At 61.8% G+C, this 25,080-nt stretch carries 12 protein-coding genes and 3 pseudogenes; 6 read left to right on the forward strand and 9 right to left on the reverse strand.

All coding sequences use genetic code 11. From position 1 onward, the window contains the following. On the forward strand, positions 1-188 hold a 188-nt coding region (locus tag P3T23_RS44315), incomplete at its 5' end, for a transposase (protein ID WP_429322378.1). 228 nt (positions 189-416) lie between these two features. Here P3T23_RS44315 and P3T23_RS44320 read toward each other — a convergent pair. Continuing rightward, a complete protein-coding gene (locus tag P3T23_RS44320) occupies positions 417-764 on the reverse strand; it encodes an MTH938/NDUFAF3 family protein (protein WP_429322379.1) in 348 nt (115 codons plus the stop codon). A gap of 472 nt (positions 765-1,236) precedes the next feature. On the opposite strand from P3T23_RS44320, the pseudogene P3T23_RS44325 reads away from it, so the two are divergent. Next, positions 1,237-1,323, forward strand: a pseudogene (locus P3T23_RS44325) (IS5-like element ISCARN85 family transposase); the annotation flags it as partial. 15 nt (positions 1,324-1,338) lie between these two features. Here the strand turns inward: P3T23_RS44325 and P3T23_RS44330 are convergent. The 5 genes from P3T23_RS44330 to P3T23_RS44350 all read right to left on the reverse strand — a co-directional run bounded on the left by P3T23_RS44330 (position 1,339) and on the right by P3T23_RS44350 (position 14,159). Then, positions 1,339-2,223, reverse strand: coding sequence for an outer membrane lipoprotein-sorting protein (locus P3T23_RS44330; protein ID WP_429322380.1), 885 nt, complete (start codon positions 2,221-2,223; stop codon positions 1,339-1,341). 33 nt (positions 2,224-2,256) lie between these two features. Continuing rightward, a complete protein-coding gene (locus P3T23_RS44335) occupies positions 2,257-2,736 on the reverse strand; it encodes a hypothetical protein (protein ID WP_429322381.1) in 480 nt (159 codons plus the stop codon). After that, a complete protein-coding gene (locus P3T23_RS44340; RefSeq protein ID WP_429322382.1) occupies positions 2,733-10,934 on the reverse strand; it encodes an SdrD B-like domain-containing protein in 8,202 nt (2,733 codons plus the stop codon). Before P3T23_RS44340 ends, P3T23_RS44335 begins: the two co-directional genes overlap by 4 nt. Before the next feature lie 27 nt (positions 10,935-10,961). Continuing rightward, positions 10,962-12,527, reverse strand: coding sequence for a multicopper oxidase domain-containing protein (locus P3T23_RS44345; RefSeq protein ID WP_429322389.1), 1,566 nt, complete (start codon positions 12,525-12,527; stop codon positions 10,962-10,964). A gap of 69 nt (positions 12,528-12,596) precedes the next feature. After that, entirely contained in the window at positions 12,597-14,159 is a 1,563-nt protein-coding gene (locus tag P3T23_RS44350) for a multicopper oxidase domain-containing protein (protein WP_429322383.1), read from the reverse strand. 919 nt (positions 14,160-15,078) lie between these two features. On the opposite strand from P3T23_RS44350, the gene P3T23_RS44355 reads away from it, so the two are divergent. The 3 genes from P3T23_RS44355 to P3T23_RS44365 all read left to right on the forward strand — a co-directional run bounded on the left by P3T23_RS44355 (position 15,079) and on the right by P3T23_RS44365 (position 21,261). Continuing rightward, a complete protein-coding gene (locus P3T23_RS44355) occupies positions 15,079-15,741 on the forward strand; it encodes a response regulator (protein WP_429322384.1) in 663 nt (220 codons plus the stop codon). Further along, complete coding sequence (locus P3T23_RS44360; protein ID WP_429322385.1) at positions 15,738-17,129, forward strand: ATP-binding protein; 1,392 nt, start codon at positions 15,738-15,740, stop codon at positions 17,127-17,129. Before P3T23_RS44355 ends, P3T23_RS44360 begins: the two co-directional genes overlap by 4 nt. Positions 17,130-18,186: 1,057 nt before the next feature. After that, positions 18,187-21,261, forward strand: a complete 3,075-nt coding sequence (locus P3T23_RS44365) for a hypothetical protein (RefSeq protein WP_429322386.1) — start codon at positions 18,187-18,189, stop codon at positions 21,259-21,261. Between the two features lie 147 nt (positions 21,262-21,408). Here the strand turns inward: P3T23_RS44365 and P3T23_RS44370 are convergent. After that, positions 21,409-21,495: pseudogene (locus tag P3T23_RS44370) on the reverse strand (phage tail protein); the annotation flags it as partial. Positions 21,496-21,528: 33 nt separating this feature from the next. Between P3T23_RS44370 and P3T23_RS44375 the strand changes: the two are divergent. After that, positions 21,529-21,792, forward strand: a complete 264-nt coding sequence (locus P3T23_RS44375) for a hypothetical protein (protein ID WP_429322387.1) — start codon at positions 21,529-21,531, stop codon at positions 21,790-21,792. Between the two features lie 975 nt (positions 21,793-22,767). Here the strand turns inward: P3T23_RS44375 and ltrA are convergent. Next, positions 22,768-24,018 (reverse strand): group II intron reverse transcriptase/maturase, encoded by a 1,251-nt coding sequence (gene ltrA / locus P3T23_RS44380; protein ID WP_429322388.1) that lies wholly within the window; start codon positions 24,016-24,018, stop codon positions 22,768-22,770. Positions 24,019-24,706: 688 nt separating this feature from the next. Next, positions 24,707-24,889, reverse strand: a pseudogene (locus P3T23_RS44385) (IS30 family transposase); the annotation flags it as partial. Positions 24,890-25,080: the final 191 nt, after the last annotated feature.

Raw genomic sequence — 25,080 nt, forward strand, 5'->3', positions numbered from 1 at the left:
GCATCCGGCGACAGACTGTCGAGCACCCGTTCGGCACGATCAAGGCATGGATGGGCGCCACTCATTTCCTGACACGGACCATCGGGCGGGTGAGCGCGGAGATGAGCTTGCACGTGCTGGCGTACAACATGAAGCGGGTGATCAAGCTACTCGGATCAGAAGCGGTTATGAAGGCGATGCGGGCGTGATGTCCGTACGGGGTTGTTGAGCCTTTGCGATGTGTTCGGCTGTGATTTGACGTTCGGGTCGCCGCAATCGAAACGCCGCGACCTGCGCCGAGACAGGTTTCGTCAATTCCCAGTGGCCAGCCGTTTTGACACACTCTGGGCCGGCTTCCGTCCTTCCGCGGGCAGTCGCCGCCGCCCGATCAAGAGCCATTTCATACTCAACGCCGGAAATCCGCGCCAATGCGCGGTCTAGCACGTGACATGCAAGATCGCATTGGTCCGGTCAGGGTGCTTCTTGAGTTTGGCGATGGCTTCCGCTGTCGGCAGGATAACCAATTCGACTTGCCGACGCTGAGCCTCGTACTTCACCTCTTCCATCACTGGCAACGCCCCGGTGCCAGTGCCAATCACAAGCCGGCGGCACTTCCAGGGTATGTCCTCCTGTGCGGACAGCGGTGTGTGCTCAAAGGCTTCGCGGAACTGCCTGGAGGGTTTCTTCTTGCGTTTGCGCACCTGCCCGTGGTCGATCACCACGTCATGCTGGTAAGTGACTCCATCAATGCGGATGGAACCAAACGAAAATGCTTCGAAGCGCATACCCACCTCCGCCGGTTTCGTGCTTACAGCGACTCCCTCAGTCAAGGTGCATCGGATCGATGTCCGACACGAAATGATTATAGGTTGGAACCATTAGTAAGCGAACAGCACGAGCCCACTGAAGCGGACGACGACATCGGCGATTTGGAGGTGATGTAATGAGCGCCATCAAGAAGGCCGGTTAGGGCAGGGTTTCGCGAACTACCTGTGTCGACCCACTTCGGCCCGTCGACCCAGCGCGACCTCAACGGCGGTTGCCAAGGTACAACGGCCGTTCGTCGATTCGCATAGGGAGACGGGTGTTCGGCCAATATAGGCCATTCATGCCTTTCAGATTGGAGCCATTCGGCAATGACCGCTGCCGCGCGGTCGCGAACTGGCGCTATCGACCCACAACGGCCGATCCCGCCGCTTTCGATTTTGTCCGCTTCAACACCGTGAACCGGCTGATTTTGTCGACCGCCCAATGGTACGCCGCAACTTCTCCCGATTCGAGAAACTGGACGTCATGTTCCTCGCTTTCATCAATTTTGCGCTCATCGTCGATGGGCTCAGATAGTGTGAACACTCCCTTCTAGCCCGCCTTCGGAGACTGCGGCCGCGCAAAGCGATCGTCCGGAAGATCAGGATTGACCGTCGCCTTCTCGATCACGATCCTTTCCGGCAGCCTCACGCCTTCGCCGACTGTCTCCATCATGAACGGAATCATGACACCATCGACCTTGCGGTAATCGCGCAGCGTGGTGACCATCGTGCGCGTGCGTCCCCCTACCTGACGCGTGCCGTCCACTTTCACATCCAGGAAAGTGGATGCATCGACCCATACGTGCCGGATGTCTCCATTCCTGAGCGTGACCTTGAGCTTATACGCGCGATGGCCATCCAGCGCCTCGACACCGTCCATGCTGACCTGGTTGCCCTTGGCGGCCGCATCGATCAACAGACCGTCGAGTTCCTGCTGATCGCCGGCGAGCTTGAGCTCCGCCGGACTGAACGGCTGCACGGCGGAACTGCCCAGGTACGGACGTGCGTACCAGCCGTTGGTGCCGTCATAGACCTGCACCGCGGTCTTGCCCGCGAAGTCGACTTCCAGCCTCACCTTGCGCGGCCGCTTCAACTCCATCCGGTACGGCAGTGAAATCACGGTGCCCTGGGTCGCGTCGGGCTTGCGGCTCAATGCTTTTTCCAGCATGTGCCGCCTGCCGGGCGAGCTGGAAGGATTGTCGACAGTTCCTTCCGGATCGGGATGCGTGCGTCCCGCATCGATCTTGCCGACGAACGTCATCGCATGCACCTGGCGCCACGCCGGAAGGCCGCCGCGCGCGGCCACGTTCTTCGCTACCACCTGGTTCGCGCTCATGGACGCCGTTTGCGCCGCAAGCGCCGCGCCTACAGCAACCGAAAGCGCGGCCGCAAGGACGAGCCGCGTACGCAGCAGTATCAGATCGTATCGATTCATGCGCTGCTCCATCTGTCAAATGTGCGGACGTTGCTACTCGACGATCAGGTCGTCCGCAACGAACCTGCCGATTTCAATGCTCACGCGGTTGCCGCGCTGGACGATCTTGCTGGCATTGCCGAACACGATGTAATAGGTCCGTCCCTGCTCCGGCTCCGACATCTGCCTCAGCGCTCCGACGTTATCGAGCGTGGGAACGGAGAGCTTCGCTCCGCTCGGCTCGTCGGTCAGATAAGCGTTGGTGCCGTGGTCGAAGAGTTCTTTCGCTTTGACCGGATCGGTCACGCGGTACTTGAATTGCAGCATCCAGCCCGATGACACGAGTTTCACGCCTATAACCTCAACACCCCACGTGCTGTCGAAAAACGGTCCACGGCGGACCCGCCAGGCGTGAGCTTCGTCGCGCGGGTCCCCATCGTGCGCCGCATCGGCCCGACTGGCGCACCCGCCTTGCGCGACGAGCGTCGCCACGATGAACGCAACGGCACACACGCGACGGATGCGGTTCATCATGGTGCCCTCCGTTTCACAACCGCACCCGGCAGAGCGGGCGTGGGAATCGTCACGCCCGTGAGCACCTTCACCTGCTTTGCCACGGCTGCCAGCATCGACTGCGGCGTCAGCGCCAGCGCGCCGGGCGCGTTCACCTGCGTAGCGCCGATGTCGACGCCGGGCACGCGGCCGGGCGCCGGGCGCGCGGCGCCGCTGAAGTCATAGCTCGTCGCGGCCAGATTGCTTTGCGGGTCGAGCGTCACGCCTTGATTGAATGCCGTGCCCGTTGCCGTGATGTGGTAATCGCCATAGGCCACGTAGCCCGGCTGCAGCGGATCGGACAACGACAGCGGACCATACTTGAGATCGACGAAGTTGCCCGCCTCGTCCAGCGTCACGCCGGCAGCGAGGCTGAACGGCGGCAGGAACGGTTGCCCCGGTTCGAACTTGAAAGCGGGATTGGCGCGTGCCCCGTTGCAGTAGATCCTGGTGAGGCCGGGATCGCCTGTCGAGACGCCGGCGCCTGTGCCGCTGCCATAGACCGAGCCGTTCGGCGAGACAACCGAGTTGTTGATATCAGTCAGCACGAAGTTGGACGCCGCCGCGGAGGTGTCGCCCACCGTGCCGATGTCCCAATACGCTGGGGAGCCGATGCAGGCGCCCGCCGCAGGGGCCGGCGGCAGGACCGTGCAGCTCGTTCCGGCGTCGGCAACGTTGTTGCTCGAGCAGACATTGGCCGCGCCAGTGCTCGCGTCGACGAAGAACGACCGGTTATGCCAGACGATGTCGTTGAACAGCGCCGGGTTGGAGTACGCGTTGTGCGCCTTCGTTGCGCTCGCCGGCACGCCAGCCGATGCCGCTGTCGGCAACGACGCGAGCAGCGCAGGCGACGTCATCTCGGTGCTGATTCCCGCCGGGCTCGGATACGCCGTGGTCGGACCGCGCCCGCCGGTGGCGAACAACGCGCCCACGATAGCCGCGCTGTCGTTGCTGGCGATCGTGTTCTCATGGATGCCCGCGTTCAGCGTATCGACGAGCGATACGCCGCCACCCGCCCAGCCGGCAACGTTGTTGGCGATGATGTTGTTCGTCACCGTCGCGCGGTACCACTTCGCCGGATTCTTCGGATTCGACACAACGTCGTTGCCGTTGACCTGCTGCAGCCGGATGCCGCCGCCGTGCCCGGCCTGAGCGAAATTGCCGACGATCAGGTTCGAGTCGATCGTGATGTTGCCGGTGCCGTTGGACAACGTGGTCGCCGACGTCAGGTCGCCTTCGATGTCGATGCCGCCGCCGTGGACCGCCGCGCTCTGCTGCCAGCTCTGGTTGAACAGGATCTGGTTGTGCGCGATGTTGCCGTTCATGTTGACGCCGATCGCGCCGATGCCTCCGCCGTTGCCGTTGCTGTAGTTGCCGCAGATGAAGTTGTAGTTCACCGCGTAGTTGTCCGTGCCGGTGCAGATCGACACGCCCGCTCCCGATCCGGTCACGTTGATCGTCCCCGCGCCTGGCGTCGCTTCGACGGTGCCGTTCTTCGTGATCGAGTTGTGGTGGATGCGGACGTTGTTGTCGTACCCGTATCCGCCGGCGGGCGGCGTCTCTTCCTCGAACGGGCTGCCGATGCGCACACCACCGTGCATCGCGCTCGCATTGCTGAAGATGCGGTTGTTGGCGATCTCCAGATTGTGAGCCCAGCCGTTCACGAAGATGCCGCCGCCCGCATCGCTGCCCGTAATGCTGAGCCCGTCGATGCGCGAGCGCGCGCACAGGAAGTTCGAGTCGGACATCTTCCAGCCGGTCGGCGTCAAGGCGGACGCGGACGGCACGCCGTTGTTATACGCGGTCACCTTGTAGTAGCTGCTGCCCGAGTTCATCGGCGAGGCCGGATTGGTGCTGCAGTCGCTGGCCGTGAGCGGGGTCGTGCCATCGAGGCCCACGCCCTTGGCAAGCACCGTGATACCCGCGCCTTCCTCGGTAGCGAGGATGGTCGGCTCAAGCAGAATCACACCGCCCGTGATCGGCGCCTGCGTGGGAAGCGGATCAACCTGCGGGTTCGTGACGAGTTCGCCCAGGCTGCCTGCATCGGCCGTTCCACCGGCGCCGCTCGGTGCGGTCGTGTCGAGGCCGAAGAGCTGATTGATGCGCGGCCGCCAGTCGTCGAGCTTCTGGGTCGGATACTTCGCTGCGTTGATCGTGACAGAGGCCGCGCCCACACCCTGCAGCTTGACGGGCTTCCACATGATCACGAGCTCCGGATAGACGCCTGCATCGACGATGATCAGGTCGCCCGGCTTCGCGGCGTCGATGGCGTCCTGAATCGGATGGGGAATGGCGGCCGCATTCGTGGTGCTCGTGCCCGTCGACGCCTGCCTCACGATCGTTGGGGCGGGGCCGCCTATCTCGACGGTCACCGCATCCACGCTGTTGGTGCCGCTCGCGTTCGTGATCTGTAGTTCGCCCGTGGTCGTGCCCGCGGCGACCATGCCGGTAATGAGCCCATCGGACCACGACACGTTCGTGAGCGGCACGCCGTTGACCGTCACCGTGCCCGCCGTCGTACCAAACCCGTAGTGGCGCTTCACGGTGCGCTGGTTGAAAGGCGCCGTGGTCGAGCCTGGACCCTGATAGGCGGGATTTTGTACGTCCATATCGCCGAGTGCTGTGATTCGCAGCGTATGCGTGCCATCGGCTGCGGCAACCCACGGACCGACGTTGTCGCCATCCACGCGCTTCACCGCGGGCGTGGCGTCCGGGTAGTCGCAATCGGGCGGGCTATAGCCGTCCGCGAACGCGGCGACGGGCAGTACCGGCGTGTCGAGGTAGACGGTTGCGCCAGGCATGAACGGATTCGTGTAGCAGAAGTTGCTGAACGAAGGGTTGAACAACGGATCGTTGATCATCTGGCCGTATGTCGCCGACCCTGTGCGACTATCGATCATCGGGCCAGGATCGTTCATACAGGTGATCAGCATGTTCGGCGAGTAACCCGCCGGGTTCGGCACGTTGACCTGCCACGTAGACGGCGTCATGCCGTTGTAGGTGCCCCACTGGTCCGAGTATGTGCGCGAAATCTCCACGCCGTTCATGTCGCGGATCGAGACTGGCGCATACGAGACGGCATACTTCTCGCCGAAGTCAGGCGAAGCAGCGTTGATCTCGCTTGCGGCGTCGTCGAGGATGAGCCCCGTGTAGTGCGAGGCGACCGGCGTGTTGCTGAACACGAAGAAGTTCGCGGGCGCGGTCATCTGGTCGTTCAGCGTGACTTCCTTGCGGTCGCACAGCGCCTTGCTCGCGCCGGCGAACGGCGCCACCTGACCCGAGTTCGGGAACAGGCTCATGAAGTCCGGCACGGTGCGCAACGTACCGATGCACGCGGGGAACTGCTGCTTGGCGCCCTTGAAGCCAAGGCTCGTGGTCGGATTGTTTGGATTGTTCGGGTTGTAGTACGCGGCGACCTGGGCCTGGTCCGGCATGATAAAGATGTTCGACATCGTCGCGAACTGCTGCGCGGCCGGCGCCACCCACGCATCGCCGATCAGGATGTTCTTGTCCTCTTCCTTGACGACTTCGTAGCCCGGAGGCGGAATCATCTCCACGACGTACTTGCCGGACGTAAGCGGCTTGCCCGACGAGTCCGTGTCGAACTGGTATGAACCGTCATAGAACGCCGGCTGCACCTGGTTCCAGAGGTGGAAGCCGTCGTAACAGCGGAACTGGTTCGACGTACCGAGCGTGTACGACAGGAACGGATCGTTCGGATCCTGGCCCGGACAGACCATGTTGGCTGCTCCGCTCGCGGACGCGCCGTTCGCATAGTCGTCCCAGCTCGTGGTCTTCGTCGAATTGACGAGCGTGAGTCCGGTCGTTCCGTCGGCATTCGTCGTCTCGCGGTACAGATTGATCTGCACCCGGGGCACGCCCGGCTCCCACATGAACTGGACCTCGAGGCTCGGATCGTCGAAGCCGCGCGTCGACGCATAGACGACCATCCCTTCGATGCCGCCGTTTTCGCCTGCCGCGAACGGGCGTTTGCCCCAGTCCAGCATCTCGGTCTGGTTGATGAATCCTTGCAGGCCCTCGAACAGCACGTTGCCCGAATCGACACGGTTGGTCGCGGTCGATGTGCCGTTCGGCACGGCGCCGTATGTCTTGCCCGAGACGGGATCGGTCCATGCATACGAGGAGTTCAGGATGCCTCCCGTTCTCGAGCACGGCTGCGTGCTGTGCTGATTGCTGCCGTTGAGCGTGCCCTGCCCGGTCGTGCTGTTATAGGTGACGCAATCGGCCAGCCCGCCTGCGTCCACGGTCACGTTGACGCCCGTGCCCGCGAACCGTGTGCGGTCCGACTCCACGACGTACCAGTTGAACAACGGAAAGAGCTCGTTGAAGACGGCGTTGCCGTCCGAGTCGGTAAGGAGCGTATTCGAGACCGAACCGTCACGGTAGCGGATCCGCACCGGTACCTGCGCGATGCCGGGCTCGCCGGGGTCGCGCACGCCATTGCCGTTCGTGTCGACGAACGTGCCGGTCTCGACGCGCGTAAACCAGCTGAACACCGGTATGTCGCCCATCGCCACGGGCCCCGCCGGAACGGGATTGCCGTTAGTGTCAGGCGTGCCGTTCGCAGTGACCTCGATCGCCTTCGACGCGATGATCTGGTCGAGCCACTGGTCCCAGACCACGAGCATGTATGAGCCTACCGGAATATGGTCGAGCTTGAAGTTGCCGTTCGCATCGCAGGTGGCAAAGCCGATGTTGAGCCCGAGTTCGCCGGCCTGATTCAGGCCGACGAAACACGTCGTCGAGGCAAATGCCGAGCGCGAGCCCGAGTCCCATAGCGTTTCCATGACGGGGCGCGACATGTGCAGGCTCGTGACGCGGCCCGTCACCGAGGTCGTCGCAAGCGCGATCGGTCCCGTGGTCGGCGGCCCTTCCGTGTCGCCGGTCGGGTTCGCGGGCGGCACGCCGCCGACGGGCACGTGGGTCGCAATCGCATTTTGCTGTGCGATGTGGGCAGGGTTCACGAAGCCAATGAACGTATGGAATCCCGGCGGACCGAACTCCTGGAAGTAAGGCGGCTCGCCCGACTTCGTGAAGGCATCCTGGCCGGGCGTGCCCTCAAGGGTGGAGACCTGATACCAGACTTCGCCGGCACCCTGGCGCGCGGCCCCGGGATGGGCGATGACATCGAAGCGTCCGGGCATCAGGTTCTTGATGAGCGCCTGCCCCTGAAGTACGTAGTCCGCCGACGGATTGGCCGGATCGACCGGGTCGTTCGGGCAGGTGATGATCACGCCCGTCAGATCCTTGCCGGCATAGTTTGGATGCGTGGTCGACACGCCTGAAGCGGTCGGGCTATAAACGTTCGGGCAGCCGGGCGTGCCCAGAAGCGCGTTCGTCAGCGGCTGATTGAACGCATCATAGGTGACCTGACCGACCGGGTCACCGCTGCGCCCAGCCACGTCCCAGACGACGATTTCGAAACCTCCGAGACCGTGCTCGTTGGCGTCCGGGTCGCCGTTCGTCGGGCTGCTGTCCTCGAAGATATAGATGGACAGCTGCGCCGGCTTCAGCGGACTGGGCTCGACCTTGATCGTCGCCGTCTGGTAAGTGCCGCCTGTGGCCGGCGGCACCGACACTCCGCTCATCGAGTGTCCGCACCTGGCGTCGTTCGCCGTGGGCGAGCTTGGCTTCAGGCAGTCCGGATTGATCAACGGATCGCTCGCGTAGCCTCCGATGAACGGGTTCGCTGCGTCGCCGGGCAGCACCGAGACGAAGTACCACTTTGTCGGGTCCAGCGCCACGTCGGACGGGATCGACCGTGGCCTTGCCTGCGCCGCCTTACCGTTGTTGGATTGCGCATCGCCGCAGCTCAGCGGGCCCGTGCAGCCCGCTGCCACGACGGGCATGTGGCTGCGGAAGAAGCTGGTCGCGAGGCTCACCTGCGGCGTCCCGTTGACGATGGGCGGCGTCGTGCCGGGCGTCGGATTGTGCCACGTCTGATCTTCCTCGATGATCCAGCTGTAGTCGTTCGGCAAGGCCGTGCCGTTCTGCGCGTCGACCAGATTCACAGGCAGCCCGCTGCCTGCGGGGAAGACGACGGTTACCGTCTGCGCCGCGCTCGACGTGCCCTGCGAGTTCGCTGCGACGAACTGGAACGTGCAGTTTGCCGGAGCCGTCGAACAGGGTGTCGCCGTGAACGAGCCGTCGGGGTTCAACGTGACCCACGAGGGTGCGGTGCCTGAAAATTTCGCGGTGAGCGGATAACCGTTCGGATCGACGGCGCCAGCCAGCAGCCCGGCACCGCGCGGCACCTGGATCAACGAAGCCACCCGGCTCGGATACGCGCTCGCCGCCGTGTTGTCGTACACGCGTGCGTTCGCGGTAGGCGGGGCGCCCGTTGCCTCGAAGGCCAGCGTCACCAGCGCACAGGCGGTGCCGTTGTTGCCGCAGTACGTGAACGTGTCGCTGGCGGGCGTGGCGGTCGGGGCAGTCGTAATCGTGTACGTGAAGGTGCCATTGGTGTTGAGCGTGACCGTGCCATGCGCGAGAGCGATGGAAGTCGACGTCGCGCCCACGGGCGGCGTCGTTCCTTTGATCACGACGTTGGACACGCCAATGTCGTTGGCGAGGACATTGTTGCCGAACGTCGTCGCGTTCGGCGCCAACGTGTAGTTGTCCGGATTGGCCTGCGGGGCCACCGCGGGTTTAGCGCTGCGGCCGATCGCCTGATTGAGCGCGGTGGCAAACTGGCCCGGCGCCGCGGTGACGGTGCTCGCCGTGGTAATGACCAGATAACCTTCGAAGCCTCCCGCCGTCTCGTTATTGCTCGTCAAGCCCAGGGCGCGGTCGAAGAATGAGAACGCGCCATCGACATAGGACGTGGCCGTTCTTGCCGGCCGCACCAGTGCGTCGATCGTCTTGCCTGCGGGCATGTTGACTTCGTTCTGCCCTTTTGGATTTCCGGGCGCCACGTTGCCGTCTTCGGCAATCAACTGGAACGGCTGGGCGACAACGGTCGGCACATGGGTTCGCAGACCGGCGTTGGCCATGCGCACGAGCACGTTGCCACTTAGCGCGTTGAGGTCGCTTCCCACGAGATCGGGAAGCGCCACGGACGTGCCGGCCGGGTCGCTCTGGTCAAACGGTCGGCCGTTGACGAGGAAATAAGTCGGCGCGTAATTGACCGCGGCCGGATAGCAAGGCACCTGCGCCTGTGCGGTGCCGTTCACGGTGGGCGCCGCCTTCTGCGACTGCGTGCATCGCGGGTCGTTCCAGCGTATTGTCTCGCTCGTGGCGGCCACGGCGGCTGCGTCGACCGCCGCGTTCTGCACCGGATCGATTTCCGAAAACAGCAGCACTGCGTCCATATCGTATGGAACGTCGAAGAGCGACGCGAGCGATGGTCCCGCGTTCCGATATGCGCCCGGGAACGCTCTGCCGATCGCTCGCGGATCGTTCGACAGGTGTACTTCTGCATCCGGCCTGCCGGCCGCCTCGACCTCATATAGCGGCGGGTGCGTCACGACCAGCACGCCATACAGGCCCATGGGCGCCTGCAGCGACGGGTGACTGCCGGTCTCATAGAGATAAGTGCCCGGCTTCAGATACATCGGGCTTGCACCGGCCGGCGCGATGTTCGTATTCCACGTGTAGGACACCGTCGCGCCCGAGTTCGCCTCCTGCGCGAACGCCCGGGCCCGCGCCGCCTGCTGGGGCGGAACGAAGCCGCCCGACGTCGCAGCCTGTCCGTTGGCCGGCCATGTCGTGATTGTCACTGTCGGATGTACGATCGGATCGGCGTCGCGCGTCGGCTGCCCGGCGCTTCCACCGATTTGTCCGAGAATGACGAGCGACGTCGGCGTACCCGACGGCAGGTTATTGGTGAGGTTGATGCGCAGGCTGTTGCCGACCGGCACGACGATGGTCGGCCCCGGTGCCCAGACCGTGTTCGGCACAGGTGTGGTCGAGCCGGCAGGCGTTCGCGAGCACACGTTCGCCGTGCGCAGGCTGCCGCCGCCGAGCGCAGCGCCCTGCGCTGCATCGTTCGTGCAGTAGCCCCACATCGGAACCGTGGTTCCGTCCGGCAGCGCAGCCGTCATGCGTTGAGCAGTCAGGTTGACCGTCGTGACAGATTGCGCCGACACCGATGCGCTCACGCACATCGTCATTGCGCAAACCGCCCACCCCAATATCGCCCTGTGTGTCAGGAATCTCATGCTCGCTGCTCCTGTAGCGCATGCACGTCACTGCGTCTCGTCGATCTTCGCCGCGGGAGGATCGACGATCAGCATCATCATCATTCCGCCCGGGAAGACGTCGTTGGTCGTTATCTCGCGCTCATCGTGCGAGTGCCACATATAGGCATAGCCGGCGCTGGGGTTCTGGCTCGCGAAGCCGGGCGGCCTCGGCGTCGAGATGAACTGCGCGCCGCCGCTCGGGATGGTTTGCAGGCCCAGATAGGGCGTGCCGCCATACCAGAGGCCGTCAGTCACGATATTCAGATCGGGCGGCGTCACCGGGATGGGCTTGTTGTGATCCGCGCACCATTCGCCGTAGTTCGGCGTGACGGCCGGAATCGCTGCCGGATTGCTAGAGCTCGTGAAATAGCCGGTGGTGTCCGGATAGCAGGGCTGCGGGTCGCCATTGCCGATCGTGCTCGGCCCGGCGGGCGCGCCGGCATAAGTGTGCCCGTACACGTCCCAGTTCAGCCCTTTGCCGGTCCACTGAAAAAGCGCATCGACGGTTTGTCCCGACACAGTCGGGAACGTGAAGATGAGCGGCCCTGCGAGACTGGTCTGGTCGACGGTCGACACGAGCAGATTGCCGTCGCGTGCAAGCACGCGCGCATGGTTGCCGTGAATGTGCAGCGGGTGCTGGATGCGGCCTTGCCCGACGGTCCGGATCAACATGGTTTCGCCCGGATGCAGGTGCGGATTGCCGTTATACGGCTGGCTGGGGTAATTGGGCGCGAACGGGGCATCCATGTCGTCAGGCATGGAGCGACCGTTGACCAGAAAGTAGTTGGGATGATAGGGCTCGGTCTGGACAGCGATGGGCAGGCATTGGGCATTCGCATTCGCCGCAATCGCCGCATCGCACGTTTTCACCTGCTGAAGTGCCGCGGCGTGGATGTTGGAGTCCATCTCGGTAAGCTGGAACAGGTACTCGCGGTCGTAACAGGATTGCGGATGGTTGTACGCAGCGGTGGAAAGCCGGTAGTCAGTCTGCGATCCGAGCGCGCTCGTCTGGCAGGCTGCTGGCGGCGTCTTCGGCAGCACGATCAGGGCACCGTAGAGCCCCATTTCGATCTGGAGCTCAGCTTGCGTGCCGCTGTGGTACACGTAAGTGCCGGGCTTCGTGGCGACGAACGAATAGGTCACCGTCTGACCGCGCGATGCCTCGCGCGTAAGAACGCCCGCAACGCCCTGGGTGGCTGCCACCTTGAAGCCGGGAAAAATGATCGAGGTGTTGCCGGCGGCAACGGGCAGCTCGTTCGTCAGGTTGACGGTTACCGTATCCCCTTCTTTGACGATCAGCGTAGGACCGGGCAATTGCATGACCGGACACGTGCTGATCGCCGCAAGCGCTGCAGGAGTGAAGCCCGCTGGTGCGGCCCGCGCGATCTGGCCGACACTGGTCCCGGCCTTGCCGCAGCCGTAGCCCCAGGTATAGATCGATGCGCCGTCCGGCTGCGACGTCGTTCCGGCGCTGGCAACCAAATTGAATGCCGGCGTGGTGGTGCCGCCCGTGATGCCCGGAACTGCGGCCCGCACATTGCCGACCGCTAGGCTCACACCGATTGCAATCATTAGTATGACTGATTTTACCAGGACGATCACCTCGCCGTACCCCTTTAATGATTTCATTTCGGGATCCTCTTATAGGACGCGTATTTCGGTCATCATTCCGCCGAAATTCTCCGCATCGTTGGACAGGTGATCGAGCTGCGTGGTGTAGAGGAAGTACGTCCCCGGCGGGATATTCGTGACATCGAGAATGACGTCCGCGGATTCGCCCCCACCGATGGTCAGCGAATTCGTCGTGTAGTACAGGTTCGCGCCCGCCATGTCGCGCAACAGACGCGCATGGAAGCCGATCACGAGCATGGGAATGCCCTCGGTGGCGAGCGTGTGGTACTCGGTAACGCTGAGGTTCGATATGCGCAGGAGCGCGCGTGTCTGTCCAGCGGTCTTGTTGATTGTGATGAGCGTCGGGATTGGCTGCGAGACGCGGGATACGCCGTCCGAGTCGAGCGTCGTGATTGTGCCCGCTGCAGTCGGATTAGGTGCCCCCGCCGGCAGCCCTGCATAGCCTGGTACGCCGATCGTGTCCGGATAGCCGCGGCCGCTCAGCAGGAAGTACTTGTCCTTCATGTCCACAAACGGCTCCGGATTGAAAGTCATGCCGATGAAGTGAAAGTTCGGATCGAAGCCCATCATCTGGATCGGATATTCGACGTCATAGCGCGTGGAACCATCGCCATCGTTGTACGCGTAATGCGCGCCGGGCGTCTGGACGGCTCCGGAATCCTTGACTGGCAGCGGCGTGGAGCAGAGTATGTCCTTGCGGCAGTCTTCGGGCGGAAAGGAAGTGTTTGGATAATGCGCCGTCGCCGCGGCGCTGATCGGCTGCAATGGATACTCGTAGTCGTGCAGCGCGGTGTAGAGATTTGCGCCCGCTTTCAGCCGGTTCTGACGAGGACGGACATAGAGCTGTCCTTCCATGCCCATTTGCAGATGCTCAGGCGGCGTGATATGGCAATGCCAGAAGTAGGTTCCCGCATCGGGCGCCGTGTAGTAGTAGGTGAAGCTGCCTGCGATATTGATCGCCACCGAGGCGTCAGGCACCCCATCGAAAAACGATGAAGCATTCGGGTAGCCGTGGAAATGCACCGTGTGCTGCTCAAACAGATCGGGGCGCATGATCATGCCGACGTTCGACAGCGTCAGGAAGAATTCGTCGTCTTCATCGAGCGCCATCGTCGGCGCGGGTGCCTGTCCGGCCAGCACCCCGTTGTTCATCATCAGGGCGGGTTCCTTTATCGCCGCGTTGTTCGGTACGACGGCTTCGCCGGGAAAATTCGGTCCCAGGTACGGTGCATTGAATACCGACGCGGGCTGGGTGGCCGGCAGACCCACCGACATGTCGGCCAGACCCGACAGCGGGCCGAACGCGAACAGATAGACCTGCTGTCCGTCGGCCATGGTCGCGTAGCCATCACCGCCCGAGATATGCTGACACTTGATTTGCGGATTGGCGTTTGCCGACGATGGCCGGTTCGGATCGCCTGCCGCCATCGAGTCGACTTTGCCGTCGAGCGACTTGTGAAGCGTCGTCCCATTCGGACACTGCACGCGAAAGGACTGGGCGGCAACGGGTAGCGCGAAGAAGAGAAATAGCAGCGCCGGCGCAGCCGTGCGAAACAGGCGACTATTCAACATAATGATCCCCTTGCTACTGCTGGTCTGCAGTTCATCAGGCGCGGGCACCAAGCGCTACCGTGGCGCAAACATCAACCGTTGCTGCCCCCCCTTACGGGGATCCAACCCTTCGGTTCGTTAGCCCAGGTACCGCGTTTCTCCGATTAGCCCCGCGGGATACACAGCGTTCACGTCACCTATCCTGCATGTCGCGACTCAACTGCGTACATCGCGTGCCGCATTTCATTGCATGTCCGCTCTCACCACCGGTGAGAGTTCCCAGCCAGACCGAATCGTTTCCGACATGGAATCTGCTGGCGTAGACGTGCGACCGTTGGTGCTCCGCCTCTGCATGAATGCCAGTCTCGTCTATTTATCTCGGCATGTCGCTGGGGGAAGTTCCCCAAAATGCAGGATGAGATGTATTATTAGGAGTGCGTATTTATATAATATATTTCCGATCTGGAAATAGCGGTAGCATCCGTGCTGGGTGTTCTTTTTGCCCCAGCCCAACAAGTGCACCGACTCCGCCGGAGAGGATATTGACATGCAGCAAACTGACTCAAACCCGGCATGGGCCGGATAAAACGCGACCGCACGTGTTCTCGTCACGAGACAGGCTCGAAACATGTCTCTAGCGGATCGCGTCGCAGGGCTGCTCGACGATGTGAATTGGCGGAGGTATTGAACGCGTTTTCGTTTCCCTTCTTGCGATCGAGTGGTGATGAAGACGGATGCGCTGGGGAACGGATCGGATTGAGAGCCGTCTTTGCGCGACGGAAGCATCAGGGATGATACCAAGCGATTCTGAAGAAAATCTTAAGGGCGCTCCCGCAGTGTTTCAGTCGTCCAACGTGGTTAAACTTACGGTGCCCCGGCCCACAACGTGGAAAGGGGAAGGCACCTCGGCAAGCACAACCCTTGTGTGTGACATATCGCTATGCGCGTTCTCCTTGTTGAAGATGACGATCTGATCGGCAGCGGTGTCGAGGCGGGCCTTCGCCAGGCGGGCTTCACTGTTGACTGGGCACAAGATGGCCGGACAGCGAATCTCGCTTTGAGCGCCACCGTGTACGCGTTAATCCTGCTTGATCTCGGATTGCCCCGGATGTCGGGAATGGAACTCCTCAAGCGGTTACGCGACGGCGGAAAGGATATGCCGGTCCTCGTGCTCACCGCGAGAGGTACGGTAGCCGATCGAGTGGCCGGTCTCGAAGCGGGTGCCGACGACTATCTCGGCAAGCCTTTCGACCTGTCCGAGCTCATAGCCCGTTGCCGCGCGCTTCTGCGCCGGACGCAGGGACGTAGCGTCGAGGTGATCCGGTATCGCGATTTGACCGTTGATCCGGCGGCACGAACCGTTCTGCGTGGTGACGAGCGCGTGCCGTTGACCGCTCGCGAGTGGGCGGTGCTGGTTCACTTGCTCACCCATCAGGGCATGCCGCAATCTCGATTCCGTCTTGAAGAGAGCCTGTACGGATGGCAAGAGGAGATCGAAAGTAATGCGGTCGAGGTGCATATCTCCAACCTGCGCAAGAAGCTTGGCACCAACCTGATCAGGACCGTTCGCGGCATTGGCTACGTCGTCGAGAAGCAAACATGATGGCCTCGATACGCCGCCGGCTAATGGTGTTGGTGCTCGCGAGCATCGTGCTTGTTTGGAGTTTTGCTCTGGTTTCGAGCTATCATACAGCGACCCAGGAGGCTGAAGAATGGGAGGACGTTCGCCTTGTACAGTTTGCTCAAACCCTGGCTGTGGTGGATGAGCACGATCTCGCTGCAATATCGAGGACCCGTTTCGATGCACCCGATGAAGACAAGGATGACGACGGGCTGCGCGATCTTCTGTTTCAGGTCAGCGACACCAACGGCCGCATTCTCGCCAGTAGCCCGGAACTTGCGTCGTTGAGTTCGGGCAACCTTCCGTCAAACGTTGAGGCTGGCGAGCGCACGCTGATGCTCGGCGGCCAGTTGTGGCAAGCATACACGCTGCACGACGCATCGACCGGGCGAACCGTACAGGTGTTGGAAATCGCCGCCAGCCGCAGCGATCTCGCGGCAAGCGTGGCGCGCCGCATTTCCCGGCCGATGGCCTTCGCGCTCCCAGTTCTCGCGCTTCTCGTCTGGGTGAGCATTGGCCGCAGTCTTGCACCACTCAAGACGTTGCAGAAAGCGATTCGCACACGCGACTCCAGCAAACTCGAGCCGATCGACATGGGCAGAGCGCCCACCGAGGTGCGTCCGCTCGTCGATGCAATCAACCATCTTTTGTCCCAACTGCGGCATTCGATCAAGCGCGAACGCGCATTTACGGCCGACGCGGCGCACGAGCTGAGGACGCCGCTCGCTGGCATTAAGGTACAGGCACAGGTGGCGCTGAGCGCTCAGGACGTCGCGCAGCAACAACTTGCGATGCGGCGTGTCGTCCAAGGTGTCGATCGCAGCGCGCATCTCGCCGATCAGTTGCTGCTGCTCGCCCGCCTCGACGAGAATGAGACTATAGCCAACTCACCGGTAGAGCTGACAGCTGTGGCCCGGGACACGGTCGTCGCTAGCGAGCAGAATGCGCTCCGAAGGGGAATCCGGGTCACGCTGGTTGAAGACGCTGCCATTGAAGTCATCGCCGAGCCGACCTTGATGGGCATATTGCTCCACAACCTGATCGACAATGCGATCAAGTACGGCGACGTGGGCGGGCAAGTTGAAGTCGTAGTACAACGCGGCATCGACGCGGCCTGGCTGACGGTCCGGGATGACGGGCCCGGCGTTAAGGCCGAAGATCGGGCGCGCCTCACTGACCGATTCTTTCGCGCGACCGGCACTCGAGCGAACGGCAGCGGGTTGGGCCTGTCGATTGTTGTCCGCATTGTGGAGCACTTTGGAGCTCAACTGCGTTTTAGTAGTGGCATCGATGGTCGGGGTCTGGCTGTGGAGATCTCGTTCCCGCGCCACACAACTATGGCTTGTCGAAATCCCACCCAACGCCCTTGACTCGTCTTAAACTATGGACAGATCCCTGTTTACGCGGATCAAGGCCGCGGATATGCCGCGGCCTCTCTTTTGGCATGCTGATCCTATGTCAGATTTGTACCACGCAATGCAACGGACTCTGCGAATACTTGATCGCGCGATGTAGCTTGCAAAGGCGCGTGAGGCAGCGCAGCGCGGGCATCACGACCAGACGCGTGTAGCGGCTAAGTTGTATAACCCGTTCCAGGAGCATCCAAGTTGTATAACCCGTTCCAGGAGCATCCATCGCGGATGACTACTTCGGCCGATTATGCCAAGTTGGCTTGATCTGCTGTATGGCCGTTGTTTCGCCAATGGCATCCATGGTGGCAAAGGCCGCTGCCTCCCCGGAAGCTGCCGTAGTGTCCGAACCTGTGCGACGGTCCTACAGAGGGTCGACTTCGGGCGCTGACTTCGCGCGAAAGCGGTCATAGCTCGACGGTCGCGGAGAAGGCAGCGCCGATGGCCGCTTTGGCCGAGGACTTGCCGGATCGAGCCTGTATCTCAATGGCCGGTACCTGAGCGTAGCCGACGTTCGAATGTCCACCAGAGAGCGCTGGCGAACGGCCGCTCCTGGCCGAATTCACCCATTGAGGCCCCTATATGCTGGCTTGTCAGATGTGTCAAAAAGTGAGGTACGCCAGTCCCACCCGCGGGCTTCGACGCCGTCGCCCTCCCTGCGGCTGCCGCTATCATTACCCAAGCATCTGATTTCAATAAAAATATTTTTAGGGTCTGAGCGCAGAACGCCGTGAATCCTATAGCGCCCTAACCCGGAATTCGCATTTAAATCCAGGTCAACCCCAAGTCGCCTCGCCGCGAAAGGCCTGCGCCCTCCGCACGCCCTCTTCAAATTCCATCCAACGTTGTCGTCTTCCAGTCAGCGGTGCACACGACCGCAACGCGCCGCCCCCCCCCGATCCCGCTCGTCTGAAGAAGATTCATCAGCGCCATCGCGTCTAGCCGCGTGGGGGCCGCCATCGGCTCGTGGAAACGTTATTCCGATCGGGTTTTGGCCCTCATCAAAAGGAATCGAGCCATGAAGAACCGCGCACGCACCACTGGACGTCCGTTGATCGTCAAACCTACGCGGGACATGCCGCCCACGAGCGCCGATTCGCACCAGAACCCCGACTACACCGTCACGAAGACGCACGATGACGGCGGCGGCGTGTTCGCCAATGTCGAGGTCGCAGTGATCTTCTGGGGCAAATACTGGAGCCGCACGACACCACCGCCAACGATCACCAGCGACACCTATTACCAGGCCTTCACCGGCGTCGTGACCGGCCCCTACATGACCGGAATGCGTCAGTACGGCTTCACCGGTCCCGGCACGATGCTCGGGAAATGGATCAACGATTCGAGCGATCCGGCGAACGGTTATTCCGACAACGACGTCGTGAACATGCTTACCGCGTTTCTCGACGCCAATCCGGCGGTGCCCATTCCCGCGGACGGGCACAACCGCTTCTATGCCGTGGTCACCCCGCCCGGATTGAACAATGCGCTTCCCGATTACGGCGAACACAAGGACTTCACCTATAAGGGCAAGACCTCAACCTTCTGCTGGATCAACGACGAGGGAACACTGACCGACTCGGCCTCGACCGGGGTGGTCAATACGTTCTCGCATGAACTGGCGGAGGCCTGCACCGATCCGTTTCTCAATGCCTGGCACGTCGACGGCAAGAGATCGGACGGCTCGACGATCGTCAACGACGAGATCGGCGATACCTGCAATAACGAGTATGCGATCATCAATATCAACGGGCTCAAGGCTAACCTCCAGTGCTACTGGAGCGCGGCCGACAACGCCTGCATCCTGCCGCAGGGCACGTTACGCTTTCTCATCGACAAGAACACCTTTGGTCTCGACGAAGTGAAGGAAGCGATCAAGACCAGTGGCGGCGTGTTCTCCGGCGCGTTCTGGGTGGCGCTCGACGGCTACAGCATCGATACCTTTAATTCGTTCAAGGTCGAGATCGAGACCCCGACCGGCGCTTTCGCCAGTCTCGGCGGCATCACTATCGCGCTGACGCCGGCGACCACGGCGCAGCCCAATCCGGTCTACGAGACAAGCGACACCAGCGTCATTCAGCGCATCCGCTATTCCTTCGACGTGATCTTCGCCTCGCCGCTGGTCACGCCGTTTCCGGCCAGTTCCACCGACTACCCGCTGACCGCGACATTCAAGGTCGACGGCGACACGGTTCCCGCGCCGAATTCGCAGGACACGGTGAATTTCGCGCTGGTCCCCGGCGCCGATCCCTATTTCTCCAATATCGATCCCACCGACGCCAATGCGGTGTCCTGGCTGAGCCAGGACCTGCGCGTCTTCTCGCTGGCGAAAGGCGCCTCCGCACTGCCCGGCGACGGCGCGGCCCCGGTGTTCACCGCCGGCCAGTCGCCCTACGACCACATCCAGCAGCTGATTGGCTATCTCAACGGGAACGAGGCATATACCAGACCGGTCCCCGCGACCTCGCCCGATCCGCTCAACGGCCTCGTCGACCAGAGCGGCTACGAGACCGGTGACTCCTCCGTGACGCCGACGGACGCGTCGCACAACGCGAACTTTAATTTCGCCCTAGCCCGCGTCCGCCTGATGACCGACAACCAGGGATCGGCCGGAGCGGCGACCAATGTGCGCGTGTTCTTCCGCCTTTGGACCGCGCCCTCGTGCGACACCGATTTCGATCCCACCGGAACCTATCTCAGCACGCCTGCCTATCCGGCCTTGCCGCAAGCGCCGCTTGCCTCCTCCGCCAGCCTGCCCAACGATCCCTCGGGCCAGGCGATCCGCACGCAGCCCTTCTTCGCCATCGACCAGACGGGCTCCAAGGATTACGACCCGACGACCGCGAACAACAATATCCGCGACATTTCCGTCCCCGTGGAAACCGGGCGCGATTCCGTCTGGGCTTATTACGGCTGCTTCCTCGATGTCTACGATGCCTCGAACCAGGCGCATCTCGCGGGCACGCATCACTGCCTCGTCGCGCAGATCGCCTATGACGGCGCGCCACTGCAGTTCCAGGCAGGGGTCGCGACCAATCCCGGCAACACCGACAAGCTGGCGCAGCGCAATCTCCAAATCACCCTCTCTGGCAATCCGGGGCCCAAGCCGACGCATCGCATTCCACAGGCCTTCGACACGCGGCCGAGCAGGGCCTTCGTCGGCACGGGTGGCGCATGGAATGGCCAGCCCGACGAACTGATGATCGATTGGGGGCATACACCGGCGGGCAGCACAGCGCACATCTACTGGCCGGATGTGGCGGCGTCCGAGGTGCTCGCGCTCGCCAGCCGGCTTTATGGCCAGCATCGCCTCGTCGCGAGCGACGCCAACACCATTTCCTGTCCGGTGGTGAAAGGCGTCACCTATGTGCCGATCCCGGCCGCGGCGGGAAAGACCTTCGCCGGGTTACTCACGGTCGATCTGCCGATCGGGGTGAAGGCCGGCCAGGAGTTCAATATCCTCGTGCGCCGGCTGGCCACCGCTACGCCGCCGCCCATTGTGATCCGCAAGAGCGCCGGTGAGGCGGCGCAACCCGCGGATTCCGCTCCGCCGCCAGCGGCGGATTACCGTTATGTCGCCGGCGCTTTCCAGATCAAGATCCCGGTGACCACCGAGGCGCATATGCTACGCCCCGAGGAAGATACGCTCGCGATCCTCAAGGCGCGGCTGGCGATGCTGGGGGCAGCCAATCGCTGGCGTCCGGTGCTTCAGCGCTACATCGACTATGTCGCCGGAAGGGTGGACGGTTCGGGCGGAAATGCCGCAAGCATTCCGCCGTCGCTGCACGGCGCGCCGCCGGCGCACACCGGCGGGCACGGCGAGCCCAGCCATCACCATCGCCACGAGTGCGACGAGGAGAAACTGCGCGTCTTCGAGGGCAAGATCTGCGGCGTCGTTTTCGATCGCTACGGCGATTTCGAGGGCTTCATCCTCGACGACGAGGACCACAAGCGACGCTTCCACTCGCGCGAACGCGCCATGCGGGAACTGATCGAGCGCGCGTGGCGCGAGCGGTTGCGCGTCATCGTCATGGCCGAGCATGACGAGCCGATGCGGGCGCGGACCGTGATCCTGCCCGTACCGCCTCAGTGAGCGCCACAGGAGCGCCGCAAGGCCGCGGCTTGCGGTGATGCGCCGGGAAGCACCAAGCGGAGATCTCCGCTTCCCGGCGTCGGACCTCACCTGCCGGAGGTCCGTTCACCGGAGCCTCCAGCTCTTGTACGGAAGCGACCGACATGCCTATTTGATTCGATCCAGCCATTCGCACGTCAGTTCGAATGTGTCGATCGCGATCTCATTCGCGCTGGCGTTGAAGGTCGGCCCGGTCCATCGGGTCGGCCACGCAGTGTCGAAACGCCATTGCGCGACGTCGTTCCCGTCCTCATCAGATCGCGGAGATCGGCCTGGCTAGCGCAAACAAAGGCGCAGCAGACGCGCACGGCAGTCGCGTCGCTCACGCCCGACGAGCGCTCCGCGCTGGCCGCCGAGTTCATCGCGTCGACCGGTTCGACGTCGCTCTACGATTCGGAGAAAGACAAGATCGGCACCATCGTTGAAACGCGGAAGTATCGCGACTTCACACGCGAGCGCGCGGCGGGCATCATTGCAGCGAGGGCCGCTTAAGCCTGATCGACGGGGAAATCACCTGTGCCCGTCAAGCTATAGGTCTATAGGTGTCGACGACTAACGAGTTCTCGAAACTTTTGGAGCGATGCTATGAACCTTGAGAATGGCTGGCGAAAGTGCAGCAGGTGCAAGATTGTTTTCTTCGGTCCAGGGGATTATCACAAAGAGGGCGGGATCTTTGCAGGAATCTGTCCGGCCGGTCCCGGTGGCCATTTTGCTGTCCTAGGCACAGAGTACTACCAAGCGGATACGGACTGGCCGACCGAACCTTTTATTCAAAGATATTGGACTCGTTGTATCAACTGCCGAGGTTTATTCTATGCAGGCGAAGGCCCGCGGGGTTATGCATGGGAAGTAGCCACGTCCACCGGCTATTGCCCAGTGGGGGAGGCCATGCATATGATCCCCCTGTCACTTATTCTATTCCATATGAGGGCGCTGACCCTGCGGAGTCGCGTGATTTTATCGGGGGTTTCCGATGGTGCAACAAGTGCCACGGCTTGTTCAAAGCCTATGACGCTAACCCAGGCACCCCCCCATGGCCTGCAGTCACATCTGGATACTGTCCTGCAGGAGGCGGGCACGATTTCAAAGGAAGTGCTCGCTACTCTCTTGACAAGGGGATTCCATTCGTTGTGGCACCGTAACCCACTGTCGGGGTAGCTCTTCGAAGCGGCACTAAAGCGCTACGAGGAGGGGGCGATGGCTATTCAACACTCGCCGGAGCAGACCTTGACGGGTGTAGCAGGTTCTGACGGCTAACGGGTCCAAGAGCGGAATTATATGGTCTTCTTTCGGAAGGTTGCCGTGAGCACTCTTTGGCCAGCAATCATCGCCTTTCTCGGCGTACTCGTCGAAACTTTCTCGGCGAAGACGGCGGTTTCCGAGTAGGCAAGGAGGTCTCCCTCCTCACCCCTCACAGACCCGGACGAGCCCAATTAAGGCATCCGGTTCTTCATCGTGCAGATTCGCTCACGGTTTGGCATATCGAGGGACAATCCGAGGCTGCGGTAACGGGAATAGTTGGAGTATTCCCGCAAAGGCAACCCATGGCAGAGAGCGTTTATTCGACCTTCGCGATAACCACTTGCGCCAGATGCGAGCGACCTGATACGGCAGGGTCGCCAGGCGCTCATAATTCCCGCTGATGCCGAAGTAGGCATAGTACCCCTTAAGCATCCGACTCAAGCGCTGGTGTTGATCGCGAAGCGGCCGGGTCCGCATACTACGGCAAACCCGGTTTATCGCTTTAAGCGTACGCGCAACGCGATCTTTGGCGGTCAACTGCCGTACCATTGCCCGGCCCTTCTCCGAGGTCACCCACACGTGGGTGAAGCCGCGGAAGTTGAAAGTCGTAGCCAACGGTTCCTGGCGAGCATCATGACCGGACTCAGGTCGGAAGCGGAAATCAATCATTCGGGTTTTGTCCGGATGTAATTCCAGTCCGTACTTACCCAACCGCTTTTCGAGCACCCGCCAGACACGCTCAGCATCCTCTCTGTGCGCAAGTATCACGACAAAGTCATCCGCGAAGCGAACCAGAGTGCTCGGACCACGAAGGCGCGGCTGCACCTCAGCAGCAAACCAATCGTCCAGAACATAATGCAAAAACACGTTAGCCAGGCAAGGCGAAATCACCCCGCCCTGGGGCGTACCGGAGTCCGGATAGAACAGCTGACCATCCTCCAGCACGCCTGCTTTCAACCACTTGTCGATCAACCTTCTAACTACGCCATCGGTGACTCGTCTGGCCAGGAGCTTTCTCAATTTGGCCTGGTCGATGCTATCAAAGTATTTCCGAACATCAACGTCCAGCACCCACTGCCCACCCCGGTACATAATCCCCCTCCACACTGCCCGCAATGCCTCGTGAGCACTGCAACCAGGTCGGAAACCGAACGAACAGTCTCGAAAGTCCTGTTCATAAATCGGCTCCAGAAGCATGACGATGGCGAGTTGCGCCACTTTGTCTTCGAAGGAGGGAATGCCGAGCCCACGACGCCCGCCGTCCGCCTTTGCGATGAAATGCCGACGGACTGGCTGCGCGTGATACCGGCCTGACTTCAGTTGGTCGACGAGCCCGAGAAGATTCTGCGTAAGATTCACCGCATAATCCTCCCCGGACTGACCATCAACCCCAACAGCACCGTCCTTACGTGTGCAGTCGTAGGCATACCTCACCCACTCAAAGTCGATGTACTGATTTAACGAGGTGAACGCCATTTCGGGACTACTCCTCGCCAGCATGGCTATTCGTTCCTGTTTCGTTGACACGCTTTCAGGTTTCAAAGCACCTCCGTGTTTCCCACGAACGATTCTGCAACAACGACGCCCCCCTTCCCATCGACCGGGTCCGCTTGAGCGGCGTTCCCCGGCGTCATCAGTACTACGAGGGCGCTAAGACTTCCTGCGCCGAATACGAAGTCGCTTATGGATTCGCTTCTTCGCTCCAACCCTTCTTCTCCATGTTTGCTCCCTGCAGCGGAGAGTTCCGCAGGGTATGGCCCGGTTTATATCGCCCCGTGCCTCAGGGCCAGTTAAGGCTGTCGAACACAGGACCTCCCAGGTTCCTGGGGAATCCATCCTTGTACCTTTGCCCTGCTCTCAGACCCCGGTCGGCCCGGTGAGTCTCACCATTACGGCTCACACGGTGCAGTCCCCAATCTTTGAAAAATGAAGACACCAACGGTTACTTCATATCGAGGCTCAATCACACGGCTTCAGTACCCGCTGCCTACGCTTCAAGTAGTGCGTTACCGCACTCGCATGCAAGGCTCGCTTCCGGCTGGTGGTTAGCCTTTACCGGGAGGGTGTCGAACCCTCTGGACTCCAATGAGTGGTTTCCGTCACATGGACTTCCTCCATTCCCAGGCTTCGCCTGGCGCGATCAAAGGTGAAGCGCAACAGGGGGCTAATGAATGGAAGCTGAGTGTATCGAAGCGGTTGCGAGCATACGTTCGAAGACCTCGAATGGCGAATGAAATGCATGGGTAGCGCGAGGTCGGCTGTTGAGGCTGTCGGCGATGGCATCGAGTTCGTCCTGACTGTAGATCGAGAGGTCAGTGCCCTTCGGCAGATACTGCCGCAGCAACCCGCCACACTACTGACGTAGAACCCGGTCCGCCCGAATGGCGGCAATGGCCGAGGAACCGCCATCCAATGCAACCTGGCCGTCAATTCACGGCCGGATAGCGATACGGGGCGACGGTGACCGGCACCCAATGAAGATGAATCCCAGGGCACCGGCGTCATCGCCCATCGACTATTCGCCAATCTTCCTGCTGA

This window comes from Paraburkholderia sp. GAS448 (assembly GCF_050435685.1).
Lineage (GTDB): Bacteria > Pseudomonadota > Gammaproteobacteria > Burkholderiales > Burkholderiaceae > Paraburkholderia.

Excerpts from the sequence above, each read along its gene's own strand:
- P3T23_RS44360 (WP_429322385.1), top strand. The coding sequence starts at position 15,738 with ATGATGGCCTCGATACGCCGCCGGCTAATGGTGTTGGTGCTCGCGAGC.
- P3T23_RS44335 (WP_429322381.1), bottom strand. The coding sequence starts at position 2,736 with ATGATGAACCGCATCCGTCGCGTGTGTGCCGTTGCGTTCATCGTGGCG.
- P3T23_RS44355 (WP_429322384.1), top strand. The coding sequence starts at position 15,079 with ATGCGCGTTCTCCTTGTTGAAGATGACGATCTGATCGGCAGCGGTGTC.
- P3T23_RS44350 (WP_429322383.1), bottom strand. The coding sequence starts at position 14,159 with ATGTTGAATAGTCGCCTGTTTCGCACGGCTGCGCCGGCGCTGCTATTT.
- ltrA (WP_429322388.1), bottom strand. The coding sequence starts at position 24,018 with ATGGCGTTCACCTCGTTAAATCAGTACATCGACTTTGAGTGGGTGAGG.
- P3T23_RS44345 (WP_429322389.1), bottom strand. The coding sequence starts at position 12,527 with ATGATTGCAATCGGTGTGAGCCTAGCGGTCGGCAATGTGCGGGCCGCA.
- P3T23_RS44330 (WP_429322380.1), bottom strand. The coding sequence starts at position 2,223 with ATGAATCGATACGATCTGATACTGCTGCGTACGCGGCTCGTCCTTGCG.
- P3T23_RS44320 (WP_429322379.1), bottom strand. The coding sequence starts at position 764 with ATGCGCTTCGAAGCATTTTCGTTTGGTTCCATCCGCATTGATGGAGTC.
- P3T23_RS44340 (WP_429322382.1), bottom strand. The coding sequence starts at position 10,934 with ATGAGATTCCTGACACACAGGGCGATATTGGGGTGGGCGGTTTGCGCA.
- P3T23_RS44365 (WP_429322386.1), top strand. The coding sequence starts at position 18,187 with ATGAAGAACCGCGCACGCACCACTGGACGTCCGTTGATCGTCAAACCT.